This window comes from Kineothrix sp. MSJ-39, from assembly GCF_018917935.1.
GTDB lineage: Bacteria > Bacillota > Clostridia > Lachnospirales > Lachnospiraceae > CAG-194.
Window position 1 is genome coordinate 47,065 of sequence record NZ_JAHLPN010000006.1, and the last position, 24,760, is coordinate 71,824.

Below are 24,760 nucleotides of genomic sequence, written 5' to 3' on the forward strand. Positions count from 1 at the left end.
GCAGATTGTTGCCGGTATCACATATAATCTACTTCTATCAGACAAAGTCCCTTTGCCGGTGCTGTCGCACCGGCGAGCAGACGGTCTTTGGCTTCCAGCACAGCTTTCACCTGCTCCGGCATCATTTCTCCCTGTCCGACCGCTACCAGCGTTCCGGTCAGGATCCGCACCATATTTCGCAAAAAACCATTTCCGTGGAAAGTGAGTGTCACATAATCGCCTCTCCTGCGGATTTCGATCTTATCCACTGTGCGGACAGTCGATTTTTTCTTCTGTGGGTTTTTACAAAAACTCATAAAATCGTGTTCACCGATCAGATATTCTGCTGCCTTCTGCATCCGCTCTATATTGACCGGCTTCTCCAACTGCCATACATATTTCCGGTCAAATAATGGCTTTGTTCTGCCATCAAATACTGTATAACAGTAGGTCTTTCCGATTGCATTGTATCTGGCGTGAAACCGCATGGAGGCTTCCCGTACTTCCTGCACGATAATATCATCCGGCAGATACCTGTTCATGTAGTCCCGCAGCTCCTCCGCTGTCATATCAATCGATAGCACGACATTCGCAACCATTGCACGGGCGTGCACGCCCGCATCCGTCCTGCCTGCTCCTATAATCAGGACAGGCTCCTCTGCCAGATGGTTTAAAACATCCTCCAACTTTCCCTGAATCGTGTCCTTGCCCGGCTGATGCTCCCAGCCAAAATATCTTGTTCCGTCATATCCGATGATTAATTTATAATTCTTTTCCATATGTTTCCCTGTCTGTGTTATTTCAGTTTCTGATAGGCTTCTAGGCTGATGCCGATTTGTTTGCAGGCTTCTGCCTCTGAAATGTGAAGTTTTTCAGCAAGCAGTTTTACAGATTTTTTTAATAGTGCTTTATCTTTTTTCGAATTCTTTTTTTGATTTTCCAACAATTCTTTCTGCGCTGCTATTACAGCCTTGCTTTCCTCAAGCGCAATCCTTGCTTCTTCCAACCTCTTCTGGGTGCCACGTTCATGATTGTAGTAGTCTTGCCTTGCACGGCATTGCTGTTTTACTATTTCATCCTGATTGTAAACATATAATGCCTCAGTGGCTTCCTGTAATTCCTGATTTCTTTCTGCCATCTGCCTCAGTTCCTCCCACGTTTTCGCTTTGAATACCTGCGTCCAGTAGACCAGCCCCGTATCTACATCTTCTTGTGTTGCCAGTTTTATTTGTGTTAAGTCTACCACATACAGGTTAAATTTTGTAGTATATACATGGTGATTTTTGATATTCATCATCTGATATCTGGCAAAAAATTCCGGGGATTCCGGGAAAAGCGTATAGTTTAAAAATCCGATATGATATACCGGTTTGACACTGATATATTCATCTCCTTTTGCTACGTTATCATAGCTTCTGGCAAGATAAGACAAAGACCTTTCCGGCCAGTCTTTCAGATCCAGTACCTGCATCTCCAGATTGATGATCGTATTATTGTTGAGAAGTACATTGATATCCAGAATAAATGTTTTATCATCAATCGCTTCTCCAAGCTCAATCGGATTTTGCACAACAATATCCTGCACATCTCCCACTTCCAATTTCAAGCAGGCGCACACAATGGATCACAATACATTCTTATGCTTCTGTAAGATCACCCGAAACATGTAATCATTTAAAAACGTATACGGAATTATACCCGTTGCTTTTTTCAGTGCCTCCGTTACCCCTTCCATCTTCAATGCATCTGAAATAACTGCCTTTTCTTTTTGTGACATACTTTGTCCTCCTTGTATGATTGATAGAATAATAATTGAAAATTCGGGCGAAATGCCCTTTTGAAATGAGCCTGTAAACTCATGAGATACTGCATAATGCAGTCATTGAATGATGCTATGATAGCAATGTATATTGGAAATGTCAAACAAAAAAAGAAACCATAAGATCAACATCATCTTCTGGTTTCTTTTCTATTCTCTATGATTCAAGCATACCCTGCAGCCTTTTTACCTCTGCTTCCAGCCTATCTGCCCTTTGCCGTTCTTTTTCTGTATTTTGTCTCTCCATCTCTATTCCATCCTGCTTTCCAGCATTATATTCCGTAATCAGGCATCTTTCATAATCCTCTCTTGCTTCACACTGCATACGGATTTTTTCATCTTCACTTAGTTGCTTCATAGTTACTACCATATTCTCAAGTACCTCCTCTCCACTTGCTAACTGTTCCAGCTCTTCCAGCGTTTCTGCTTTAAGGTACTTCGCCATAAATTTCGGACGATCTTCAAACAAGGTAAAATCTAAAATTCCGATGTATTGCTAAAAGATTTCTTAGCACCTCTTCGTTCTTTTGCAGGACTACGTGGAACATATAGTCGTTTTTTGGAAGTAGTATAGCATGCTTCCAAAGCACTCTCAATGTTTTTCGAATATATTTTACACACTCGTATTTACCTATTAAACTTGTTCCGCATCCCCGATTTCCCTGTGACAAATCCTTCTCTTCTATGCTATACTGATTCCATAAGTCAAATGAAAGGAAGCACGAAAATGCAACGCAAAGATTTACTGGAAATAAAAAAACGCTTTAAGAAAAATGAATGTACTTTCACCCGCATGACCGGATGTTATGTGAATGCAACAAAGGAAAAGGTGACAAGCTTTAGCAACGTTTTTCTGAATCTGCCGGACGAGGAATATTATAAATATCTGGAGATTGCCAAAAAGACTTTATCGGGAACGATCGGTAATCAGCTTCTGGAACTGTCCTTCCCAATGGAAGAGGAATCCGGTGCCATGAGCAAGCAGCAGTTTTTTATGGGACTGAAGGCAAGTGCCCTGAAGGATGAGGGACTGCTGGAACGATTCTACGACCTGGTGATCGACAGCTATGATTATACAGGCAATTACCTGATCCTGCTCTTCCATGACGCATATGACGTCATCACAAAGACAGAGGATAATTTAAAACTGGATGAATCCGAGGAAGTGTATGAATATATCCTCTGCTCGCTCTGTCCAGTTACCCTTTCCAAACCGGGACTTGGTTATCTGGAAGAAGAAAATAAGATTGGTGTCCGTCTGCGTGACTGGATCGTGGCACCACCGGAAAACGGCTTTTTATTCCCGGCTTTTACTGACAGAAGCAGTGATATCCACTCTCTTCTTTACTTTACAAAGAATACAAAAGAGCCACATGAAGCCTTTATGGAAAATGGTCTTGGCTGCCCGGCCAAGCGTACCAGCATGCAGCAGAAAAAGGCTTTTGAAAATGTCGTAAAACAGGCAGTCGGTGATGACGAAGCAACGGAAGAAGTTTTCTTAAAGCTGCAGGACAGCCTCTGCACCATGCTTGACAGACAGGAAGAAGCAGGTAAAGAGGATACTCCGATCGAGCTGAATCAGGATGTATTCCATGATGTCATCACGGACAGTGACATTTCCGAGTCACTGGCACCAAAGATTGAAAAAGCATTTGCCGCAGAGTTTACAGATGCTCTGCCTACTGCCGATGCCCTGCTTGACAACAAAGCAGTCGCAAAAAACGAACAGCGCAAGGTACAAAAGGCTCTGATCACAGAGGTTGCTACTTTAAAAGAAGCACTCTCCAAGGCACAGATCGATTCGGATCAGTTAGCAGAAAACAACTATATGGATGACGTATCAGATGCTGTCAGCGAAAATATAGGTGATATATCTGGTGATGCAGCTTCTGAAACAGATCTTACCGGAAACAATGATATAAAGACGCAGTCCGAACTCTGTGATGTATTCCTGCGTATGAAACCGGAACGTGCCAGCCTTGTTACAGAGCAGATGATCGATGGGCAGAAATGTCTTGTCATTCCTGTAGAAGATGACGATGATATCGACTTAAACGGCATTAAACTGTAAGAGAAAGGAAATGGTACTGTGAAGGCTCCTAAGACAAAGGAAGAAAACAAGAATAAATCAGTTCGCAGCGGCTATCGCACAATCAGTTACCTCCTGCTTGCAAGTACACTTCTGCTGTTTTTAGCAGTCCTGTTTTTGTTAAAACGCGGTAACTATTTCTCCATGCTGCAGGATGCTATGAGCGATCATACTTTTCAGTATACGGACAATGCCTCTTACATACAAAGAAAGACGCAGTTTGAGCTGATGCCTGAGCGAAATACAGATATTGTTTTTCTGGGCGATTCCATCACAGCCAGATTTGAATGGCAGGAATATTTCTCTGATCTTGTGGTCGCAAACCGCGGTATTGATTCTGATGTGACGGAAGGTGTCTTAAACCGTCTGGATACGGTCAAAAACCAGCATCCGCAAAAGATCTTTTTGATGATCGGCATTAATGACATCATGCACAAACTGCCTCTGGATACAAGCATGCGAAACTACAAAAAAATACTGACACAACTTTCGGATTCACTTCCGGGCTGTAAGATCTACGTCCAAAGCGTCCTTCCGGTCAATACCTCTACCGGTATCGACAACAGCGATGTGTCAGCTTTTAATACAGAGCTCAGACAGCTTTGCCGTGATCTGGCTCTGCCCTATATTGATCTGTATTCTTTGATGGTAACAGAAGATAACAATTTCACCTATACGGTAGATGGTGTACATCCGACCGGCGAAGGCTATGCGATCTGGATGGGTGGTATTGCGGAATATGTATATGAATAAAATTGCGAAATGCAACCGCTGTTTTGTGGTTGCATTTCTATTTTACCTCTTTGTTCCATTCCACTCCCGATTCATCCGTCCTTGTGTCTTTAGAATTTTCATGAAAACACTCCTAAAACCTCTGTATCATTCTTGCAATCTCCATAACTACAATCTTCAGCATCACTCCGCCGGACATCACATAAAACCATATCTCACGCATATGCTGTGATTTTGCAATCGGCGTTGCTATTGCTGCGATAATTATGATTGCAGCTCCAACGCATCCAACGATGTTTGGAACGCTCACAAGTGAAAATATTCCGGGATTACAGCTTCCATCTATCGTATACTGAATTGTTTTATCCAGTCCATCCCTTGCGGCCGCAAAGCAACATATAATCAGACCATATATTAAAACAAACAGACTTCTTCTGCCCCAGAAATTTATGCTATTCCTGTTACTGATCGTATATCCAGCAAATCCAACCATCGATAAAATCATAAGTGTAGTAACTGTTGTTACCATATTTCCAAAATAAAGCTTCATCTGTTTTTCCTCCCGTCCCGAATGCCCGCCAGTGCCAGAAATTTCTTGTCTGACTGAATGCCCTGGGTCAGAAATTCACCGTCCCGGAACAATGCATAGGTAGTGACCGGCGCAGGGACATTCCGAGCGCTCTCTTTGTCCATGATATGAATGACCTTGAATGGGATGCCGTGTTCCTGTGCCGCTTGCTGCACCTTCGGCACCCAATAGCAGGTATATGGACACTGGTCGGTATAATAAAGCACAAAGCCGTCTCCGTCCACCCTGGGATGCTTGGCGCATTCTCTGAATTTCGGCGGCTGTGCAGTCGGTTCAAGGGGCAGATACATGAGATTGATACCACAGTCGGATATGTCTGCGGTCTTGAACCCCTTGTAGATCAGGAACTTCGGATCAGCGAGAAATTCCCGCTTCCGTCCTTCCGCACACAAAATACAAAGCCCTTTTCGCCCCTGCGCCTTTGCATCCCGGATACATTCCTTCAGCAGGTCATTAGAATACCCATGTCCCTTCATAGAACCGGAAACCCACAGACAGTTGATATAGAGCCAGCCTTCTGCCTCAATGGGCACCCATGCATTTTCCCCCGGAATATATTCGATAAAGCATTTGCCACGCTCTTCACTGCGGTAAAAAACAAGCCCCTCGTCAAAACGCCGCTTCATCCATTCCTTCTTGGCAAGACTTTGCTTGCCTGACATGGCACAGCAAATATGTTCTTTGTCAATGTTTTCTTTTGCGATCCGAATGTAATTCATAAATTATTCCTCCTGTAAGAAGTGATCCATATGCTCTTCCAAAAGCTTGATTACCCGGCTCTTGTCATCTGCCCCATCATATATACTATAAAGCCAAAAATAGGTCCATAAAAATCGAGTGCTATCGTTACATCATCGCCTTTATATACTGACTGATCATCTTCATTATATATTTGTACGGAAATTTTACCGGATTTCCTGATAATCTTTACCTTAATACTTTCACCGACATCCATGTCTATATTATGAGAATGTGTCGAGTTCATCTGTTCAAACTCTACATCGTAAAAATCTGTATCCGCTATCTCATTTCCCACAAATGCGGATTTATTGTATAATCCGCAGGCAGCAAAGACTAATATCATATTAAAAAGTATTCCGGATAATATAATTTTCCCTTTGGTTGCCTTTTTCACTTCAACAATATCTTCCTTTCATGCATAAACCTGCTTTCAACACAAAAAGCAGAAATACCAGTGCCGTTGCATATGTCTCCCCTGTCAAAGCCAGAAACAGCACCGTTGCGATGCTTAATACCATAGAAAATACAATTATCATCCTGTATACCTTCTCAATTTTTAACTGCGTAACTATAACCTCTGTAACTCCGGTTCCCATGAATAAAAAGAGCAATCCCCAATAAACTATCCTGTTAAACGCTGATGTCTCTGTATAACCGAACAGGTTTACGGATACTATATATTCTTTCATTGCTTTTGGATACAGAGGCAGCACAATCAGCAGAAAATGGAACAAATCAATAGCTCCGATCAGAATTCTGCACAGATTCTGCATATTGGATTTATTTTCTTTCTCGGCTATCGAAAGTAATTTTTCTCCGGACAACAGTTCATCAATTGTCACAGAGAAAAATGTCGAAATTTCTTTTAGAGAATCAATGCTCGGATATCCTTTTCCTGATTCCCATTTTGAAATTGCCGTTCGTGAAACAAACAGAGCTTCTGCCAGTTCTTCCTGCGTTAATCCGCTGCTGTTTCTTAGCTCTTTCAGTTTTTCATTAAATTCCATGGCAGAACCTCCATACTTGAATATCAGCGCATACATAATTACTTATCATAACAAAATAACAGAACCATTGCTTTGTACAAGCAATACAGTCCTGCACTCAGAATCACAGCACCAACGATATCCGTAAACCAATGCACTCCGGCGACCAGTCTTCCAAGCACCATAAATAATGAAAATACGATTGACATCGTACACACAAATTTTCTGAATCGTAGATTTGTGCTTCTTCGATTCACCTGATATACCAAAGTCGGCATAACACTTAGTACAAGCAGCGTTGTAGAGGATGGATAAGATGCCTCAAGTATCCCATCAATCAGAATTGGTCTGTAATTAATCGGAATCATCTCAAAAATCAGATATCCCAAAATAACAACTACATAATAAATTCCAAGGAAAATCAGATCTCTATCAACCTTAAAAAGACTTTTCCTTTTTATCAGTTGTATGAAACCAACTTCACCAAATGCTATACATACAAATATCGGCACAAGACCTAACCAGTCTGTAATCGTATAAATTGCCATGTGTACTCCGATAATTCTGTGAAACCAGCAGTTAAATGTTGCGAATCCGATCTCTGTGCCCTTCTGCCCTGCTGACTGTACATCCACATATTGTATCAACCATGTCCAGATTGCAAACATTACAAGTAACGCAGTTCCTAAAATGAATAGCATCTTTCCGTTTTCCTTCATTTTGCTTTACCTTCCTTTCGAACATCCGCCCATTGCAATTCGCCTTCTTGCCTGTCGGCTGATTGGAAGGTAACATACACTACGAAAAATAGAAAGAATCGCTCCGTCACCTGAGCGACACCAATCGTGTCATCCGCTAAAACAAATGAATTTCATCATTATAATTTTCATCTTCTTCCTATTAAAATCACATTCATATAGCTTATCAGAATATGACACGGTGCAAAGATGACCGCAAAGATCAATAGCAAAATATTGCCGCTTATAATGCCGCTTTCGATAAACAGCAAAGAAGGAATGATTGATAAATACAAGGACTTGCGTATAGAATTCTCTTTCCAGAATACAATCCAACCCAAACAATACAATAGTACAAGTATCATTCCTAAAACCATATAAACTGTTTTTCCCTGTTTAAACCAATATCCCCTGCTCATAAAAGGGATAATAAGAAACATATTAAAAAAACATCCAAATCGCCCAATCTGCTCAAGAATTTCAACTAATTTGTTCTGATAACGATTTTCGAATCCATCTTTACATGTCACTGCAAACACAATATTAGGGATCAAAATCACAATAACCAAAATCAATCCCCAGTAGTTCAAGTACTTATTCATAATACACTATATGATCCTTTACTACTGCTTTCATCTGACCTGTCACACCCTGATATAGCCTGTAAAGTCCTATCCTTTACCCCTAAACCTTTTAAATATGTTATACCGGTATTGTGAAGCATACGATACATATTTTCTTTTGTATCCTTGACGATTCCTGCTGCGATCAGGGTTCCCATCCCCTGTGTATATACCATCATTGTCATAGCAAAATCCATTACCTGCTTCGATGTAATTCCAAGCAGTTCTGCCATTTTCCGATACACATTTGCAACCTCCGGATTATCCGTCTGCAACTTGAAGCCTGTACTTAGAAGTTGACTTCTCTCTCCCATGTAAAGAAAACGGAACAGATTGGGATTTTCTAATGCTAAATCAATAGTTCCTTTTCCTTTCTGCTCAAATGTGGCAAATTCGTTTTCATCCCGACCATAATAATGCTCTTCCACATACTGCTCCGCAAAAGGAATCAATTCCTCACGCAATCCATCCATTCCACCAAACTGCCATGAAATAGGTGCTGTGGAGCATCCCAGTTCCCTGGCTACAGCTTTTATGGTAAGAGCGGCATATCCATCCCTGGCAACAAGCTCCAGTGCTGTCTGCAACATATCTTCTTTTTTTATTTTTGGACTACTTGGCATATAAAAACTCCAATACTATAAATCAGTTTATTATAAATTTGTTTATAGTATATCACATGATACATATATGTCAATTACAAGTATAAACTTTTCACTTTCATATTGCCTTCTCTTCACAAAACCACTTCAGATAATCGTCCAAAAGCTTCTGACCTGTTGCCTCCCTGCATACGCCATTCCTCTGATCCAATTCGTAATCCATCAGTCCAGATATACAGTAAAAAACAAGGCGGAAAGCTTATTCTCAAGCTTTCCGCCATTCATTATCATAAATATCTATATATTTACAAAGTTTTCTTCACTCATTAAAAATCTGAACTTATTCGTTTTTATCTGCCCATTCCAGTGCAAGCGGATTGACGCCCTGCTCCTGGGTCATCTTAAATTCATAAATATATTCTTTGAGGCTCTCTACATCCCAGTCTGCATAGCGGTTTTCCCGGATCTGGCGGAATGCTTCGCATTCCATGTGTATGAGAGCTTCTATCAGTTCTTTCTTTTCTGTAGACGCCTCCTGTCTGTCGAACTGCTCCTGCTGTTGTTTCCGGATCACTGCAAGCAGCCTGTCGATCTGCTGGCGTATCACCATAGTCTGCTTCTGGAATTCCGGTTTTCCCTGTATAACTGCAAGTGCCTTTTCCAGACATTCCACTGCCCGCTCATACTCCTGCGTCTCCTGAAATAAAAGTCCCAGATTTTTATACAGACTTGCATAGTAGTTATCATCCGGTGCAAAATGTTTTTCAAATACCGGAAATGCTTCCATATATAATTGGTAAGCTTCAGGTAACTTTCCTGCTTCCCGACAGGCATTTGCCACATTCAAAAGTGTCGTACCGAAAACAGCTGTCTTTGTCATACCAAGCTGTTTCATAAGTTCGATCGCCTGTGCGCCGTAAGCCACTGCTTTATCCGGTTTACCGGTTTCCTTCTGATAACCGGTCATTTCATTTAACAGCGCGATCAGGCTGTTATAATCGCCCTCCTGCTGTGCCTGTTTGAGGGCAGCGATCAGAAAATCCTCTGTTTCTTCTATTCTGCCCATTTGAAGCAGCTCATCCAGTTGTCTATAAACAAGATCCATATTCATTCGTATCATTCCTTTTTGATGTGCAATATCTGTGTCCATTTCGCGTACATACTTATCCATCCGCGCATCGTGCTCTATATCTATTTTCGTGGCACGGATATCTGTCTGCACATAAGTGTACCATATGTAGCGGGAATCTTCAAATCTACACCATCTCCTTTTTCAGTCGTTTCATGATCTTTTTCTCCAGTCTTGATATATAAGACTGTGATATCCCCAGAAGATCAGCCACCTCCTTTTGCGTCATTGCCTCTTCTTCGCGGTTGTTCAGCCCAAACCGCAGACTGATGATCAGCTTTTCCCGGTCGGAAAGCTTGGAGAGTGCTTTTTTCAGCATTTTCTGTTCGGCTTCGTTTTCCATATCTTTATAAATAATGTCCTCATCCGTCCCCAAAATGTCCGAAAGAAGCAGCTCATTACCATCCCAGTCCACATTCAGCGGTTCGTCAATGCTGACTTCCATTCTGACTTTGTTATTCCGCCTTAAATACATCAGGATTTCATTTTCAATACATCTGCTTGCATAAGTCGCCAGCTTGATATTTTTATCCGGGTTATAGGTATTGATCGCCTTGATCAGTCCGATCGTTCCGATGGAGATCAGATCCTCAACACCGATTCCCGTATTGTCAAATTTTTTTGCAATATATACTACCAGTCTGAGATTATGCTCGATCAGCACCTGTTTTGCGTCTTTTTCCATATCCGTTGCAAGCTGGCTGATCCTTTCATTTTCTTCCTCCTGCGAAAGTGGCGGTGGCAGCACATCTGTCCCACCGATATAATGCACCTCTCCCTGTCTGGAGAACCAGAAGCTGCTTTCTCTCTGCAAAAGTCTGAACTGTAATCCCGGTACTACCACTTTTAAAATCATGTTTTCCTCCTGTCTCATGCTCTTATTCCAGAAATGCCGGATGCAAAATCACCTGGTATTCCGCCTTTGGACTTAGTTTTCCGTGATATATGCCAAGCATGACCTTTCTGTATCTTTTTTTCTGTTCTGCCTGCCCGATCCAGCATTCCTCCGCCAATATGCCACGCAGCATTCCATTGGTTTTTCCGATCGACCGAAACGGGATCAAAAAGCATCTGTCATTTGGAAGTGATATTTCATGTTCTGTAAAAAGCGTCTGCTCCACGATCATGACCGGTTTCCCGGTCGTTGGCTCCCTGAGCGCATTGCCTGTATCCAATAGTCCCATGCATTTTATCTGCTTTCCGTCCCAAAGGATCGTAACAGGCAAAAGCAGCTCCTCTTTCTGCTTCTGTCTTTGGATCTGCTTCCATAAAGAACGAAAAAACAACCAGCCAAAAAGACCTGTTCCAAAAAGGAAATACAACCTGTGTTGTCCCCGGCTTCCCAAAAATCTCCCCAGAAAGCGTAGCATGCCTTCCAGCACAAATGCGCTTGCGTACAAAAACAAAAGTGCCGTCAGATATTCCAGCCGTTTTAACGGATAACTCAGAAGCAGCATGCACCAACCGGCAAGCAGATTGCACACCTGCAACGGAAATACCGATGGATGCCATACACACAAAATCGCTGCCGAGATACCTCCCACAAAAGCCGCAGTGAGCAGACGCAGCGGGCGAACAGATTTATGTAACAGCTTCCCGGTCATGAGCAGCAGAATGAAATCCATCAGAAAATTTTCCATAAACACGAGGTCCAGATAAATTTCCAATGTTTTCACCTCCCAGAAAACAGTATAAAAAAAACGACGTGATTTTTTTGTCAAAATCACGTCGCATTATTTAAAAATTCATCGACAAGAACAGTCTATTTATTTCGCTGTAAGAAATCCGGGATCTTTAAGGAGGTTGCTTCTACATGACTCTTTACCGGCTCCGGTCTCTGAATACCGGCAAGTGGGGATTTAATTGCAGAAGACGGGATCGCACCTGTTCCAACCATTGCACTGTTGTCAAACTTCGGCGTAGAAATTGGTCTGACAGTCTGTGCGGCATTATGTACACGCTCTGCACTCTTCTTGCCAAGTGCTGCATTCTTTTCATCAATGCCTGTTGCAATGACTGTGATCATACACAGATCGTTCATTTCAGGATCATATTTTGCACCAAAGATGATGTTGACATCTTCTCCGACAAGATCCTGTACATAATCTGCTGCTTCCTGTGCTTCGATCAGGGAAATATCTCCTGTGATATTTAAGATGATATCTGTCGCACCGGAAATTGTTGTCTCTAACAGTGGTGATGCAACTGCCGCCTTTACAGCATCCATTGCCTTATCATCACCTGTACCTGTACCGATACCTACATGGGCAATGCCCTTATCCCTCATAACTGTCTGTACATCAGCGAAATCAAGATTGATATCAGATGGTGTATTGATCAGATCTGTCACACCCTGTACGGACTGCTGCAGCACTTCGTCGGCTTTCTTCAATGCATCCGGGAGGGTTGTCCGACGGTCAACGATCTCTAATAATTTATCATTCGGGATCACGATCAGCGTATCCACATTTTCTTTGAGACGTTCCAGACCGCTCAATGCGTTGTTCATACGTGTCTTTGCTTCAAAACGGAAAGGCTTCGTTACGACACCGACCGTTAAAATTCCCATTTCCTTTGCTACCTTGGCTACTACCGGAGCTGCACCTGTACCGGTTCCGCCACCCATACCACAGGTAACAAATACCATATCAGAACCCTTTAATGAGGAAGTGATCTCCTCGATGCTCTCCTCGGCTGCTTTCTCACCGATCTCCGGCTTTGCACCTGCACCGAGTCCTTTTGTAAGCTTTTCACCGATCTGTAACTGCTTCGGTGCCTTACATAACTGAAGTGCCTGCTTATCGGTATTGACTCCGATAAACTCCACTCCTTTGATTTGTTCATCTACCATTCTATTTACAGCGTTATTACCAGCTCCGCCAACACCTACTACAATAATACGTGCGGCAAGATCTGTTTCATTCGACTTAATTTCTAGCAAGACAGTTCCTCCTTCACAATCCCTTTCAATTCCATATAACCTATCATATAATTTTTTAGGGAATTTATCAACCAGTTTTTCAATTATTTTTTGCAATCAGACTGCCATTTTTCACCTTTTATTCGGGTTGAAAAGTAATCTTTGTTGTGGATGCATCATAATTTTCCATATGGAGCACACCACTCTTTCCGTCAAGCTCCGGCAGAATGCTTGCAAGCTGCATTACTTTTTCATCAATATTATCATCTGTACCCAGACTGACTCTGGCTTTATCAAAGTAAGCCGTCACTTCCCCGGACGGACTGAAATATATCTTATCGGCTGAGATCTCATATTTCCCAAACAGCTGTGTTACCTTCAGTATTTCCTTAAAGATTTCCGGATTATCCACAGGCAACTGTTCATGCATCACAATATGATCAAAGTGCAGCCCTTTTATCTCTGGTACTCCCTCTGTCAGCTTTGTGTCACTTTCCACGACAATACCGTCTTTATCAAAAAACAGATAACTGCCCAGATAATTGACACAGCCTGCCAGCGTTTTCTCATAAACATCAATATGGATCGTGTTCCTGTTCACAATAGAAACGTCCATAGCTTCCACAAATGGGATATCCTTGATCTCTTTCTTCCGATACAGCAGGGAAAGGTAGAGCGAATTATTGCGGATACCGCCCGGCAGAACCATTTCCTTGATCTGTTCATCTGTATAATGTTCATTTCCGTCCACTGTCACATCAGTTACAACAAACTGTGTTGTGATCACACCATATGCCACTGCCGCCAGCAGAATCAATATGATTACCAAAATCAGCAAAAACCGTTTTCTGCTGAAACCGTGTTCTTTCATTCCCTTTTTTCCTCCACATCTGCCCCCAGCAGACGTAAATCTCTGCAAATATCTTCATAGCCGCGTCTGATATAGTCGCAGCCTCTGATCTCACTTTCTCCTTCTGCCATCAGTGCAGCAATGACAAGTGCTGCGCCGCCCCGCAGCTCACACGCTGTCAGTCTGGCAGGATACAGCTTCGACACACCGTAGATCCGAAGTTTTCTGTTATTCTCCACTTTCAGATCCGCACCCATTTTCTGCAGTTCCCGTACGATTTTAAAGCGGTCTTCAAAGATCGTTTCCTCAATCGCACTGCTTCCTTCCGCCCGCGTCAGCACTGCTGTCAGCATCGACTGCAGATCTGTCGGAAAGCCCGGATACACTGCTGTACGCAGATATGGCACCGGCTTTCCCGCACGCACCGCATCCAGTACGATCGCATTTTCTTCATATCTTACCATAGCCCCCATCTTCCGCAGTACATCCAGAAGACTGGTAAGCTGTCTGACCGGTGCATTTTTGACAGTCACAATGCCTCTTGTTGCCGCACCTGCCAACAGATACGTTCCTGCCACGATACGATCCGGCATTACCGTAAAAGTGACCGGATGGAGTTTCCCGACACCTCTGACCATCAGGCAGTTCGTACCGATCCCCGTGATCTTTGCACCTGCCTCGTTCAGGAAATGGCAGAGCTGCGTGATCTCCGGCTCCTGTGCCGCATTGTACAAAGTCGTGGTACCTTCGGCTAACACCGCTGCCATGAGCACATTTTCCGTCGCGCCAACACTTGGAAACGGCAGACAGATCTCAGCCCCCTTCAATCCTTCCGTTTCTGCCCGGATCCGTTTCTCGTCCTTCTGAAAACGAACACCCATACAGGTAAGTGCAGTCTCATGGATATCAACAGGACGCTTTCCGATCATACAGCCGCCCGGCCGCTCCATACTGACACTGCCGCATCTGCCGAGCAGCGGTCCAAGCAGCATCACGGAAGAACGCATGGCTCTTACCTGTTTTGCCGGACAATCTGATGTATGTAAGGAAGAGGCATCTATGATCACCGTAGAAGCTTCTCTTTTTACCTGACATCCCAGCGCTTTTAACAGTCCAAACATTTCATCCATATCCGTTATCTGCGGACAATTATGAAGAACCGTCTGTCCTTTTATCAGTACTGTTGCTGTCACAAGCACAAGTGCTCCGTTTTTAGAACCCTGTACTGCTGCTTCTCCCTCCAGTGGCTTACCACCATGTATGTGAATGCAGTCCATGTGGCACCTGCTTTCTATCTGCATACTTATATACAGCATATGCTGATCTGCCACAATCGTGCCTGTCAGCCTACATCTCTTAAACGGATACTTTTCGAAACATTCAGCACGAGCCCGACCTCACTCATCAGAAACAAGATCGAAGTACCTCCGTAACTGATGAAAGGAAGGGTAATACCGGTATTGGGGATCGAGTTCGTTACAACCGCGATATTCAGCACTACCTGAATTGCAAAATGCCCCATAACGCCAACAACCAAAAGTGCGCCAAACAGATCCGGTGCGTTGTTGGCGATCACCATCATACGCCATAACAGCATGACAAAGAGCAGGATCACACAAAATGCACCGAACAGACCAAGTTCTTCACAGATAATGGAAAATACCATATCATTCTGCGCCTCAGGCAGAAAACCAAGCTTCTGCATACTCTGTCCGAGTCCTTTGCCCCACAGCCCACCGGAACCGATCGCATATAATGCCTGCAGCGTCTGAAAGCCTTTATCATCTGAATAAGCCTCTGGATTCAGCCATGCCAGGATTCGTGTACCTCGGAAACCACCGGTTGATGTATCGCCACCCTTCGCCGCATTGACGATCACCAGAACTGCCAGTGCCGCAACGCCTACAACAGCCAGAGCAATCAAAATATATCTCTTATAATGCGGATCTGCCACAAAAAGCATGACAGCCGCAATACCTGCAATGATGATAGCGGAACTCATGTTTTTCGTAATAAGAAGGATCATTGCCGCAGGGATCATCGCCGCTCCCATAACAATAGCTATCCCCTTCAGGGTTCTGACCTGTTTTCCCATAATGCAGATCACACTGGCAAGTAACAGGATCAGCGTGATCTTTACAACCTCTGCAGGCTGCAGGGAAATACCCGCGATCTTGATCCAGCGTCTTGCACCGTTTGCTTCATATCCGAGCGGTGTCTTAACCAGTACAACCAGTACAAGCGATACCAGATATGCAGGCAATGCAAAACGCCGCCACACATGATAGTCAACGACGCTGATAAACAGCATCATGACAAGTCCCAGAACAGTTGCCATTGCCTGTTTTCTCAGATAATACGCACCATTGCCAAAATCCAGCGTTGCCTCATAGGAACTGGTGGAATATAACATGATCAGTCCAAAGAAAACCAGAAACAATACGACAAACAAAAGCGTATAATCATAAAAATATTCTCTTTTTTCTCTCCGTCTGCGTCTTTTCTGCAAAAACGACTCCCTCCCGGATCAGGCAGCCCTACAGGGCATTTACCATATCCTTAAACATTTTTCCGCGTACTTCGTAATTCGGGAACATGCCCCAGCTCGCACACGCCGGAGATAACAGCACTGCTTCTCCTTCTTTTGCATGCTCTGCGCAATAGTCAACTGCCTGCTGCAGATCATCCACAAAAATATAATCCGTAAAACCATGCTTTTTCGCACAGTCCGCAATCTTTTCTCTTGTCTGTCCCAATAAAACGAGTTTTCTGACTTTTCCGTTAAAACATTCAATCCATTCATCATACTCGCTCTGCTTATCATAACCGCCACCGATCAGATAAGTCGGTTTTACCATCGCACCGATACCTTTGATCGCCGCATCGGGATTGGTACCTTTTGAATCGTTATAATAATCGACACCGCGCACTGTTTTGACATATTCGATACGATGCTCTACTGCTTTGAAATCCCTGACAACACCAAGGATCACTTCCATATCTACACCGTATGCATCTGCCATTGCAATGGCCGCCATGACATTTTCCACGTTATGCATGCCAAGGAGACGCATTTCATGAATATTCATCAGCTTCTGCTTCTTGCCCTGCACTGCCTTGTAGATGCATTCATCTGCATAGAAATAGCCGTCCGCCAGCTCTCTCTGGGAAGAAAACAGAATAACTGTCGCCGGACATGTTTTCAGAAAAGCATCTGTGTACGGATCCTCTGCATTTAACACGCAGTAGTCTTCCTTTGTCTGGTTCTTTGTAATATCCTGCTTTGCCTTCACATAGTTTTCCATCGTATGATGTCTGTTCAGATGATCCGGTGTGATATTTAAGATCGCACTGACTCGTGGACGGAAGGTATGTATCGTTTCCAGCTGAAAAGATGAAATTTCTGCAACAGTAACAGAATCTGCATCCGCCTTTTCTGCTTCCAGTGTATATGGATTTCCGATATTGCCGACCACGAATGTTTTCCTGCCGGTTGCTTTCATAATCTCACCAAGCAGTGTTGTTGTCGTTGTCTTACCGTTCGTACCGGTGATGGCAAGCACTGCGCCCTTTTCCTGTTCAAAGGCAAGCTCGATCTCTCCTGAAATCGGAAGTCCTCTGTCTCTTAGATCATTTACAAATTCTGTATCTGTCGGAACGCCCGGGCTTAATACAACACCGGAAAGTGCCTTTTTTTCTTCCTCTGTCAGATCGCCGAGTACGATCTCGACCTGCTTTTTTTCATCCTCGGAAAGAGAAAGCTTTCCAAGTATCTCATCCTTATCAAGTTCCGCATTGCTGTCAAACAGTACCGACCGTTTTCCTGTCTTTACCAGAAGTTGCGTTGCAGCAATCCCGCTCTTTCCTGTACCTACTACAAGTACTTTTTCTTTTTCCATGTTATCTCATTCCTTTCAGTAGATGATGTTACATTGCCAATAAACCGACCAGACACAGGATGGCAGTAATAATGGAGAACACTGCTACAACCTTCGTTTCCCGCCAGCCACACATTTCAAAATGGTGATGGATCGGTGCCATTTTAAAAATACGTTTTCCATGTGTCAATTTAAAGTAAGATACCTGAAGCATAACAGATACCACTTCTGCCAGATAAATAAAACCTACGATCAGGATAAACAGCGGCATCTGCATCATATATGCGCAGGCTGCCACAAAGCCGCCGAGTGCCAGAGAGCCTGTATCTCCCATAAATACACTTGCCGGATAACCGTTAAACAACAAAAATCCCAAAAGTGCGCCAAGTGTTGCACAGGTGATCGGTTCGATCCCGCAGCCAAGTCCCAGTGCTACAACGGTAAAGAAGGTCGCAACCAGACTTGTCACACTTGTTGCCAGACCGTCCAGTCCGTCTGTAAAATTCGTACCGTTGACGGTTCCGATCACAACGATAAACAACAGAATCACATTGCCTACGGTACCAAAATCGAGATATTTACCCGGTGCAAACGGAATCCGCATAGCAAGGCTGATAGAAGATTTTGTTGTGATATAGTAGGCAAAGATTGCTGTTACGACGATCTGCAATGCCATTTTCTGCCATGCACGGAGTCCCATGGAACGCTTCAGTACAACTTTAATGTAATCGTCCGCTAACCCGATCAGTCCAAAGCCGAGTGTCAGAAACAGGATCGGAATGATCTGCGGATTGCTTTTGACATAAAACATGGAAGTTACCGTGATCGAGATCAATATGATAATACCGCCCATTGTCGGTGTTCCGTTTTTCTGCAGATGTGTCTTCGGGCCTTCATCCCGGACTGTCTGCCCCACCTTCAGTTTTCTTAAAAACGGGATCACAACTGGTCCCAGTAAAGCACTGATGCAAAATGCGATAATAGCCGGTATTACAATAGTATAGTTCATGATGATTCCCTTTCTGTATTTTCCCTGCCTTTCTCTATATTCAGGTAAGGCAGTATATTTTCATAAAGCTTTCTGCAGACTGGTGCTGCAATGGTTCCGCCATAGTATACACCCTTTGGGGCCTGTATGACAACCAGAGTTATGATCTGCGGATCAGATGCCGGTGCAAACCCGATAAAAGAAGAAATATAACGTCCGGTTCCACGTGGCAGTGTCTGGCTTGTCGCGGTTTTGCCGCCTATCTCATAGCCTTCCACCTGGCCATTTCTGCCGCCACCTTCCGATACGACTTTTTCCAGTATTTCCCGCATTGTCTGCGAAGTTTCCTGCGAAACAATCCCTTTCTGCACGGGATATTGCAGTTCTTCTTTCTTTCCGTTTTCATCAATGATCGTTTTTCCAAAATGTGGTGTGATCCTGTTTCCGCCATTGATAATAGAAGAAAAAGTTGTCAGAAGCTGCATCGGTGTAATCTGGAATGACTGCCCGAAGGACATCGTTGCCAGCTCTACCAGACCGATATCTTCTTTTTTATGCATGATCGTTCCCGCCTCACCGGGCAGGTCAACACCGGTCTTTTGCAGCAGTCCGAATTTTTTAAAATAATCATAATATTTCTCAGGACCAAGCCGCAGGCCAACCGCCACAAAAACAGGGTTACAGGAATTCATGGTCGCCTGCACAAAATTTTCGCTTCCATGTCCTGTTACCTTATGGCAACGGATCCTGCGATCCTCTACAACACAAAAACCGGGGCAGTGAAACGTATCTGCCGGCGTGACCACGCCTTCCTCCAGTCCTGCCGCAGCAGTGATGACCTTAAAAGTCGATCCCGGTTCATACGTATCATTGATACAGTTATTACGCCACATCCGGTTTCTCTCATCCTGCAGATTGTCTGTCAGCTTTTCGCCCCGCAGGCTGATAAATTCATCTGTCAGATCATAGGGCGCATTGAGGTCAAATTCCGGTACATTGACACAGGCATAGATTTCTCCGTTCTGTGGATTCATACAGAGAATGGAAACGCCCTCCGCCTCTTTTGCAAGCATTGCCTGCGTTGCCAGCATTGTGGCATATGTCTGGATATTGCGATCCAGTGTCAGCTGCAAAGTATGCCCTTTCACAGGCTCCTTCCTGCTTTCTCCCTGTGCATCTATTTCCACGCCTCTGGCATCCGTGATCGTATAGATGGTCCCATCCTGCCCACGCAGTGCATCATCATACTTCACTTCCAGACCGATGATTCCCTGATTATCAGCACCGGTAAATCCCAGTACCTTGCTGGCTAATGTTTCATACGGATAATACCGTTTATAATCTTCATCCACCTTTACCCCGCCAAGATCCGCTTTTCGGATCCGGTCTCCGGTTTCTTTTTCCACATTACTTTTGATCCTTTCGATGGAGGAAACCTTCTCTACTCTTTTTCGGACTGTTTCTTCATCTAAGGACAATTCTCTGCAAAGCAGCTCGATCACAGCCTCCGGATCTTTGATCTGTGAATGGATCACCGATACGGTACAGACTGTTTTGTTAGCAGCAAGCACTGTTCCGTTCCTGTCCCAGATCTCACCTCTTGCCGCTTTGATACTGCGTTCTCTCTCATGCAGCGTCAGCGCCTTCTGTGTATAGTAAGCAGACTGAAACACCATCAGATAAACCAGTCTGCCCGCCAGAAGCAGCATACAAAAGCATACTCCCAGAAATAAAATGAGCACCTTTTTTCTGTGAAAAGTTTTATATCCGCGCATACAGGCTCCAAAGCTGTCTCTTACCATAGCTTATTAGCCGCATCTGTCAGATATGCATAACGACTTAAAATCCTGCGCCTGCGCTGATTTCCGTTGTATCGTCACCTGTTTCATCCTGTGGTTTGTTTTCCACACCGGTCAGGCCATCCAAATCGGAACTCTTTGGATCCACCGGTTCAAACGTATTCGGATCAAGCTGTTGGCCCGAATTCGGATCGATGACATTTCCCGTCTGCGGATCTACCTGATAGGTTACCTCTGGATCTCCACCTTCTGCACTTTCTCCATCCGTCTGTCCATCCGTATTCTCACCATCCCCGTTATTTTCGCCATCAGTACTTTCTTCTGCATCAGTACTCGGTAAGATATGCAGTTTCTGAAGCTGTTCTATATCTTCCTCGGAAAGTTCCTCTGTACGAAATACATTCAAATACGGTAAGATCTCTGTAAAAATGTTTTTAGCAACTTCCTGTGCATAAGTCGAATGTGGCTGTGATTCCACATTCGGTTCGTCAATGACAACATATACGACAACCTGCGGATCATCCACCGGTGCAAATCCCATGAAGGAAACAACATAGTTTCCGTCACCACGCGGCTGTTTTTCCGCAGTTCCTGTTTTGCCACCGATCAGATACCCTGCAGGTACAGCTGTTTTACCTGTACCAAAAGTGCATACATTTGCCAGATAAGTTTTCATTGTGTCGGATGTTGTAGAAGAAATAACCTGCTTCAGCATACGCGGTTCCACTTTTTCTACCGTTGTACCATCTGCGCTCTTGATCTCCGTCACAACATGTGGCTGATAATATTTACCACCATTGATAACAGCAGAAAAGGCTGCCGCCATCTGGATCATCGTAACATTATAGCCCTGTCCGAAGGTTGAAATCGCAAGGTCGGAAGCCACCATATCATCTACATTATAAACAAGTGTGTTGGTTCTTGCCTCACCGGACAGATCTATGTTGGTTTTCAGCCCGATATTAAAATTATACAGATACTTCATCAGTGTTTCTTTGCCCATCTGCTCGCCGATGTGCATTAAGGCTACGTTACAGGACTGCTCGAGCGCCTGGGAGACAGTGACAACACCATGTCCGATGTGCTTATGACATTTGATCGGATGACCGCTGACCTCCAGCACACCGTTACATACATACGTCTCGTTTCCGGTCAGCTTTCCGGAATCAAGTCCCGCTGCGATCGTCATTGCCTTTGCAACTGATCCCGGTTCATACGTATCGGAAATACAATAATTTCTCCAAAGTCTGTTCAGCGCATCATACATGGCTTCATCATCCATCTGCGCGATCTCTTCTTCTGAATAAAACGGAGTCAGATCTTTTGGATTGTTCAGATCAAAATTCGGGTAATCGGACATTGCCAGAATTTCTCCGGTCTGCGGGTTCATAACAATGACGCCCATATTGGAACAGCCGTCATCATCCGGTCTGTACTCTCCTTTATGTTCTTCATTGAACTGCTTCATGTACTTTTCGACAATATTCTGGATATTCGTATCCAAAGAAGTAACCAGCGTGCAGCCATCCTGTGCAGCGATCGTTGTACGTTCCAGTGTGGAATCTTCTGTCAGATACCCATACTCTCTGCCGTTTGTTCCATTCAGCGTTGTATTGTAATATTCTTCCAGTCCGTATGTTCCGTTATTATCGGAGCCTGTAAAACCGATCACGGAAGATGCCAGTGTATTATATGGATATTTTCGTTTGTACTCTTCCTCAAACCAGACACCGACAATGGCACTGTTTTCCTGCTTTGCTTCCTGGAACGGTGCTACTGTTTCATATTCCAGTTGTTTTGCAGCAACATAATACTGGCTGTTTGCATTCTGGGAAATATAATTGCTGATCGCATTGATATCCAGATCAAAATACTGATCCAGTGCCTGTAAGGTTTCAGTCAATGCATTTTCCTTTTTACTGTTGTTGATCGCTTTGGCATCAATGATCAGATTGTAGACTTTCTCACTGTATGCCAGCTTTGTCCCGTTTGCATCCACGATCTCTCCACGTTTGTAAGGAAGTGTTTTGGAATCATATTCCTGCTGGGAAAGGATCTGTTTCTTATATCTTTCCCCATCCACCTTATTAATATAAATCAGTTTTACGCTTAAACCTATGAAAGCCAGTAATATTATCAGGAATAATACTACCAGCTTTTTCTGCATCCTTATTTGAAATCGATTTGCGTTTGCTTTTCTTCTTCTGTTTCTGCGCACTTTTCTATTCTGATAAGATCTCTGTTCCAACTCCTGCACCTCTCCACTGTTTATGGCATTGTCTTGTACTGGCGTACATAATCATCCGCAACACCCGGAACTTCTACAACCTGTCCCTTCTCTGCATACTGCATACCCAGATCTTCGATCGCTCTTGTTTTGATCTCTTCCATATCTACACTGCTCATGATGCGGCTGTATTCTTCATCATTATCCAGCTTCATGGTATTCAGCTCGCTTTCCAGTGCGGAAATAGCGGTAACAGCTGATGTATTTGCTGTCTGCAATGCCAGATAATTATACAGGATAATGGCAGCTACGCACATGGAAACACATAAAAATGCCACGTATCCCAGACTCATATGCGTTGCACGTTCTCTGTTTTTACGTGTCTGCTCACTCAGTCTCTTTGCCGGTTTCTTTTCAATTTCTCTAACGACATCATATTTTCTGACCACATTGCCATCTACGTAGTAATCGCCGTGTGATCTTCTTTCGTATGATGCATATCTTCTTCTATTATAATTTGTAGCCATGTTACTACCCCTCGCTTCTTTCAAATATTCTAAGTTTTGCGCTTTTTGATCTGCTGTTCTCTGCAAGTTCCTTTTCGCCCGGTAAGATCGGTTTTCTTGTGATCACCCTGCCAAGCGGTTTTCTGCCACAGGTACATACAGGGAAAGATGGCGGACAAATGCAGGGATTTTCATTCTTGCGAAATGCCAGCTTTACGATCCGATCCTCTAAAGAGTGGAACGTAATGATGCAGATCCTGCCTCCCGGATTTAAAATTTTGATCATATCGTCCAGGCTGTCTCTGAGTACATCCAGTTCTCTGTTTAAGGCAATGCGGATCGCCTGATAAGTACGTTTGGAAGGATGTCCTCCCGTCTCGCGCATTTTTGCCGGTATTGCAGCCTTTATGATCTCATTCAGTTCATAAGTTGTTTCTATCGGTTTCTCTTCTCTTGCCAGAACGATATGTTTGGCAATATTCTTAGCAAATTTATCTTCTCCATAATCCCGGATAATGTGAAACAGCTCCGTTTCCGAATAGCCGTTTACAATATCCCTTGCTGTCAACGTCTGTCTTTCATCCATACGCATGTCCAGCTTTGTATCGTATTTATAAGAGAATCCTCGTTCTACGGTATCGAGCTGATAAGATGACACACCCAGATCCAGTAAGATCCCGTCTACACCTGTGTAGCCGTTATCCTTTATGATCTGGCACATATTTTCGTAATTGCTTCTGACGATCGTGACATGCTCCGCAAAAGGCTGCAGACGTTCTGTCGCAGCCGCAATGGCTGCAGCATCCTGATCGATCCCGATCAGATGTCCCTGTCCGCTCAGCCGGCTGGCGATCACACTGGAGTGACCGGCTCCGCCGAGCGTCCCATCCACATAAATACCTTCCGGTTTTATGGCAAGTCCTTCAATTGTCTCCTCTAATAATACCGATTTATGTGAAAATTCCATTCTGCCTCTTACCAATCCTAAATACTCAGTCCCAGATCCGCCATCCGCTCTGCGATATCATCCATATCATCAAAGTTTCCTTCGCCATCCCATGCCTGCTTGCTCCAGATTTCAATTCTGCTGCCGACGCCGAGGAACACCACATCCTTTTCCAGTCCTGCAAATTCACGCAGTACATTCGGGATCAGGATCCTGCCCTGCTTGTCTACTTCTACCTGCGTCGCTCCGGCAAGGAAGAAACGGGCGAATTTACGAGTATCTCTGTGGCTCATTGGGAGTTCTTTCAGCTTTTCTTCAAAAGATTTCCATTCTGTCATATCGTACACAAAAAGACATCCATCCAGTCCCTTGGTCACCACAAAGCTGTCGCCAAGTGATTCCCTGAACTTAGAAGGAACAATCAGACGGCCTTTTGTATCGATTGTATGACTGTACTCTCCCATGAACATAATCGTTACCCTTTTTGGTCTCGGTTTTGGGTTATTCCCTCCACTTCATACCACTTCACTCCACTTTCTACCACTTATGCTCTAATTTTAGACTACTTTTTCTCATTTGACAAGTGTGTATCTTAAGATTTTCTTTTCTATTTGTTAAAA

At 43.8% G+C, this 24,760-nt stretch carries 27 protein-coding genes; 2 read left to right on the top strand and 25 right to left on the bottom strand.

Annotation, left to right across the window (positions count from 1 at the left end; translation table 11 throughout):
• Nucleotides 1-17: 17 nt before the first annotated feature.
• The 4 genes from truA to KQI22_RS05585 form a co-directional block, all read right to left on the bottom strand.
• Nucleotides 18-758 (bottom strand): tRNA pseudouridine(38-40) synthase TruA, encoded by a 741-nt coding sequence (gene truA / locus KQI22_RS05570; RefSeq protein WP_216551097.1) that lies wholly within the window; start codon nucleotides 756-758, stop codon nucleotides 18-20.
• A gap of 17 nt (nucleotides 759-775) precedes the next feature.
• Nucleotides 776-1,585 carry a PD-(D/E)XK nuclease family transposase gene (locus tag KQI22_RS05575; protein ID WP_216551098.1) on the bottom strand — a complete coding sequence of 270 codons (810 nt, stop codon included), beginning with the start codon at nucleotides 1,583-1,585 and terminating at the stop codon, nucleotides 776-778.
• An 18-nt stretch (nucleotides 1,586-1,603) separates the two neighbouring features.
• Entirely contained in the window at nucleotides 1,604-1,756 is a 153-nt protein-coding gene (locus KQI22_RS05580) for a hypothetical protein (RefSeq protein WP_216551099.1), read from the bottom strand.
• A gap of 199 nt (nucleotides 1,757-1,955) precedes the next feature.
• The gene (locus KQI22_RS05585; RefSeq protein ID WP_216551101.1) at nucleotides 1,956-2,243 is read right to left on the bottom strand and encodes a hypothetical protein; all 288 of its coding nucleotides are present in this window, start codon (nucleotides 2,241-2,243) and stop codon (nucleotides 1,956-1,958) included.
• Between the two features lie 282 nt (nucleotides 2,244-2,525).
• Here KQI22_RS05585 and KQI22_RS05590 point away from each other — a divergent pair, with 282 nt between their 5' ends.
• Both KQI22_RS05590 and KQI22_RS05595 read left to right on the top strand, forming a co-directional pair.
• Nucleotides 2,526-3,869 carry a DUF4317 domain-containing protein gene (locus tag KQI22_RS05590; RefSeq protein WP_216551103.1) on the top strand — a complete coding sequence of 448 codons (1,344 nt, stop codon included), beginning with the start codon at nucleotides 2,526-2,528 and terminating at the stop codon, nucleotides 3,867-3,869.
• Nucleotides 3,870-3,887: 18 nt separating this feature from the next.
• Nucleotides 3,888-4,640 carry a GDSL-type esterase/lipase family protein gene (locus KQI22_RS05595; protein WP_216551105.1) on the top strand — a complete coding sequence of 251 codons (753 nt, stop codon included), beginning with the start codon at nucleotides 3,888-3,890 and terminating at the stop codon, nucleotides 4,638-4,640.
• 112 nt (nucleotides 4,641-4,752) lie between these two features.
• Here KQI22_RS05595 and KQI22_RS05600 read toward each other — a convergent pair whose 3' ends face one another.
• The 21 genes from KQI22_RS05600 to mraZ form a co-directional block, all read right to left on the bottom strand.
• Nucleotides 4,753-5,169 (bottom strand): hypothetical protein, encoded by a 417-nt coding sequence (locus KQI22_RS05600; protein WP_216551107.1) that lies wholly within the window; start codon nucleotides 5,167-5,169, stop codon nucleotides 4,753-4,755.
• Nucleotides 5,166-5,927: a YoaP domain-containing protein gene (locus KQI22_RS05605; RefSeq protein WP_216551109.1), complete on the bottom strand. Its 762-nt coding sequence runs from the start codon at nucleotides 5,925-5,927 to the stop codon at nucleotides 5,166-5,168. Before KQI22_RS05605 ends, KQI22_RS05600 begins: the two co-directional genes overlap by 4 nt.
• 50 nt (nucleotides 5,928-5,977) lie before the next feature.
• The gene (locus tag KQI22_RS13805; protein WP_253293524.1) at nucleotides 5,978-6,292 is read right to left on the bottom strand and encodes a hypothetical protein; all 315 of its coding nucleotides are present in this window, start codon (nucleotides 6,290-6,292) and stop codon (nucleotides 5,978-5,980) included.
• A 52-nt stretch (nucleotides 6,293-6,344) separates the two neighbouring features.
• Nucleotides 6,345-6,956 carry a helix-turn-helix domain-containing protein gene (locus KQI22_RS05615; protein ID WP_216551111.1) on the bottom strand — a complete coding sequence of 204 codons (612 nt, stop codon included), beginning with the start codon at nucleotides 6,954-6,956 and terminating at the stop codon, nucleotides 6,345-6,347.
• 38 nt (nucleotides 6,957-6,994) lie between these two features.
• Nucleotides 6,995-7,654 carry a phosphatase PAP2 family protein gene (locus KQI22_RS05620; RefSeq protein ID WP_216551114.1) on the bottom strand — a complete coding sequence of 220 codons (660 nt, stop codon included), beginning with the start codon at nucleotides 7,652-7,654 and terminating at the stop codon, nucleotides 6,995-6,997.
• Between the two features lie 167 nt (nucleotides 7,655-7,821).
• Entirely contained in the window at nucleotides 7,822-8,274 is a 453-nt protein-coding gene (locus KQI22_RS05625; RefSeq protein WP_216551115.1) for a hypothetical protein, read from the bottom strand.
• A complete protein-coding gene (locus KQI22_RS05630) occupies nucleotides 8,271-8,918 on the bottom strand; it encodes a TetR/AcrR family transcriptional regulator (RefSeq protein WP_216551117.1) in 648 nt (215 codons plus the stop codon). The genes KQI22_RS05625 and KQI22_RS05630 overlap by 4 nt, the downstream gene beginning before the upstream one ends.
• 319 nt (nucleotides 8,919-9,237) lie before the next feature.
• A complete protein-coding gene (locus KQI22_RS05635; RefSeq protein ID WP_216551119.1) occupies nucleotides 9,238-10,068 on the bottom strand; it encodes a tetratricopeptide repeat protein in 831 nt (276 codons plus the stop codon).
• An 85-nt stretch (nucleotides 10,069-10,153) separates the two neighbouring features.
• The gene (gene sigE, locus KQI22_RS05640; protein ID WP_216551121.1) at nucleotides 10,154-10,882 is read right to left on the bottom strand and encodes an RNA polymerase sporulation sigma factor SigE; all 729 of its coding nucleotides are present in this window, start codon (nucleotides 10,880-10,882) and stop codon (nucleotides 10,154-10,156) included.
• Nucleotides 10,883-10,904: 22 nt separating this feature from the next.
• Nucleotides 10,905-11,753 (bottom strand): sigma-E processing peptidase SpoIIGA, encoded by an 849-nt coding sequence (locus tag KQI22_RS05645; RefSeq protein ID WP_330623271.1) that lies wholly within the window; start codon nucleotides 11,751-11,753, stop codon nucleotides 10,905-10,907.
• Between the two features lie 35 nt (nucleotides 11,754-11,788).
• On the bottom strand, nucleotides 11,789-12,967 hold the full coding sequence (gene ftsZ, locus KQI22_RS05650; RefSeq protein WP_216551124.1) for a cell division protein FtsZ: 1,179 nt from the start codon (nucleotides 12,965-12,967) through the stop codon (nucleotides 11,789-11,791).
• Nucleotides 12,968-13,085: 118 nt separating this feature from the next.
• On the bottom strand, nucleotides 13,086-13,817 hold the full coding sequence (locus KQI22_RS05655; RefSeq protein ID WP_216551127.1) for a cell division protein FtsQ/DivIB: 732 nt from the start codon (nucleotides 13,815-13,817) through the stop codon (nucleotides 13,086-13,088).
• The gene (gene murA, locus KQI22_RS05660; RefSeq protein ID WP_216551129.1) at nucleotides 13,814-15,073 is read right to left on the bottom strand and encodes a UDP-N-acetylglucosamine 1-carboxyvinyltransferase; all 1,260 of its coding nucleotides are present in this window, start codon (nucleotides 15,071-15,073) and stop codon (nucleotides 13,814-13,816) included. Before murA ends, KQI22_RS05655 begins: the two co-directional genes overlap by 4 nt.
• A 65-nt stretch (nucleotides 15,074-15,138) precedes the next feature.
• On the bottom strand, nucleotides 15,139-16,305 hold the full coding sequence (locus KQI22_RS05665; protein ID WP_253293525.1) for an FtsW/RodA/SpoVE family cell cycle protein: 1,167 nt from the start codon (nucleotides 16,303-16,305) through the stop codon (nucleotides 15,139-15,141).
• Between the two features lie 28 nt (nucleotides 16,306-16,333).
• Nucleotides 16,334-17,695 (bottom strand): UDP-N-acetylmuramoyl-L-alanine--D-glutamate ligase, encoded by a 1,362-nt coding sequence (gene murD, locus KQI22_RS05670; protein ID WP_216551131.1) that lies wholly within the window; start codon nucleotides 17,693-17,695, stop codon nucleotides 16,334-16,336.
• Between the two features lie 28 nt (nucleotides 17,696-17,723).
• Nucleotides 17,724-18,683 (bottom strand): phospho-N-acetylmuramoyl-pentapeptide-transferase, encoded by a 960-nt coding sequence (gene mraY, locus KQI22_RS05675; protein WP_216551132.1) that lies wholly within the window; start codon nucleotides 18,681-18,683, stop codon nucleotides 17,724-17,726.
• The gene (locus KQI22_RS05680) at nucleotides 18,680-20,437 is read right to left on the bottom strand and encodes a peptidoglycan D,D-transpeptidase FtsI family protein (RefSeq protein ID WP_216551133.1); all 1,758 of its coding nucleotides are present in this window, start codon (nucleotides 20,435-20,437) and stop codon (nucleotides 18,680-18,682) included. Before KQI22_RS05680 ends, mraY begins: the two co-directional genes overlap by 4 nt.
• Before the next feature lie 64 nt (nucleotides 20,438-20,501).
• A complete protein-coding gene (locus tag KQI22_RS05685; RefSeq protein ID WP_216551134.1) occupies nucleotides 20,502-22,628 on the bottom strand; it encodes a penicillin-binding transpeptidase domain-containing protein in 2,127 nt (708 codons plus the stop codon).
• Between the two features lie 101 nt (nucleotides 22,629-22,729).
• A complete protein-coding gene (locus tag KQI22_RS05690; protein WP_216551136.1) occupies nucleotides 22,730-23,215 on the bottom strand; it encodes a cell division protein FtsL in 486 nt (161 codons plus the stop codon).
• A gap of 4 nt (nucleotides 23,216-23,219) precedes the next feature.
• Nucleotides 23,220-24,161 (bottom strand): 16S rRNA (cytosine(1402)-N(4))-methyltransferase RsmH, encoded by a 942-nt coding sequence (gene rsmH, locus KQI22_RS05695; RefSeq protein ID WP_216551137.1) that lies wholly within the window; start codon nucleotides 24,159-24,161, stop codon nucleotides 23,220-23,222.
• 17 nt (nucleotides 24,162-24,178) lie between these two features.
• Nucleotides 24,179-24,610, bottom strand: coding sequence for a division/cell wall cluster transcriptional repressor MraZ (mraZ, locus tag KQI22_RS05700; RefSeq protein ID WP_216551139.1), 432 nt, complete (start codon nucleotides 24,608-24,610; stop codon nucleotides 24,179-24,181).
• Nucleotides 24,611-24,760 lie beyond the last annotated feature (150 nt).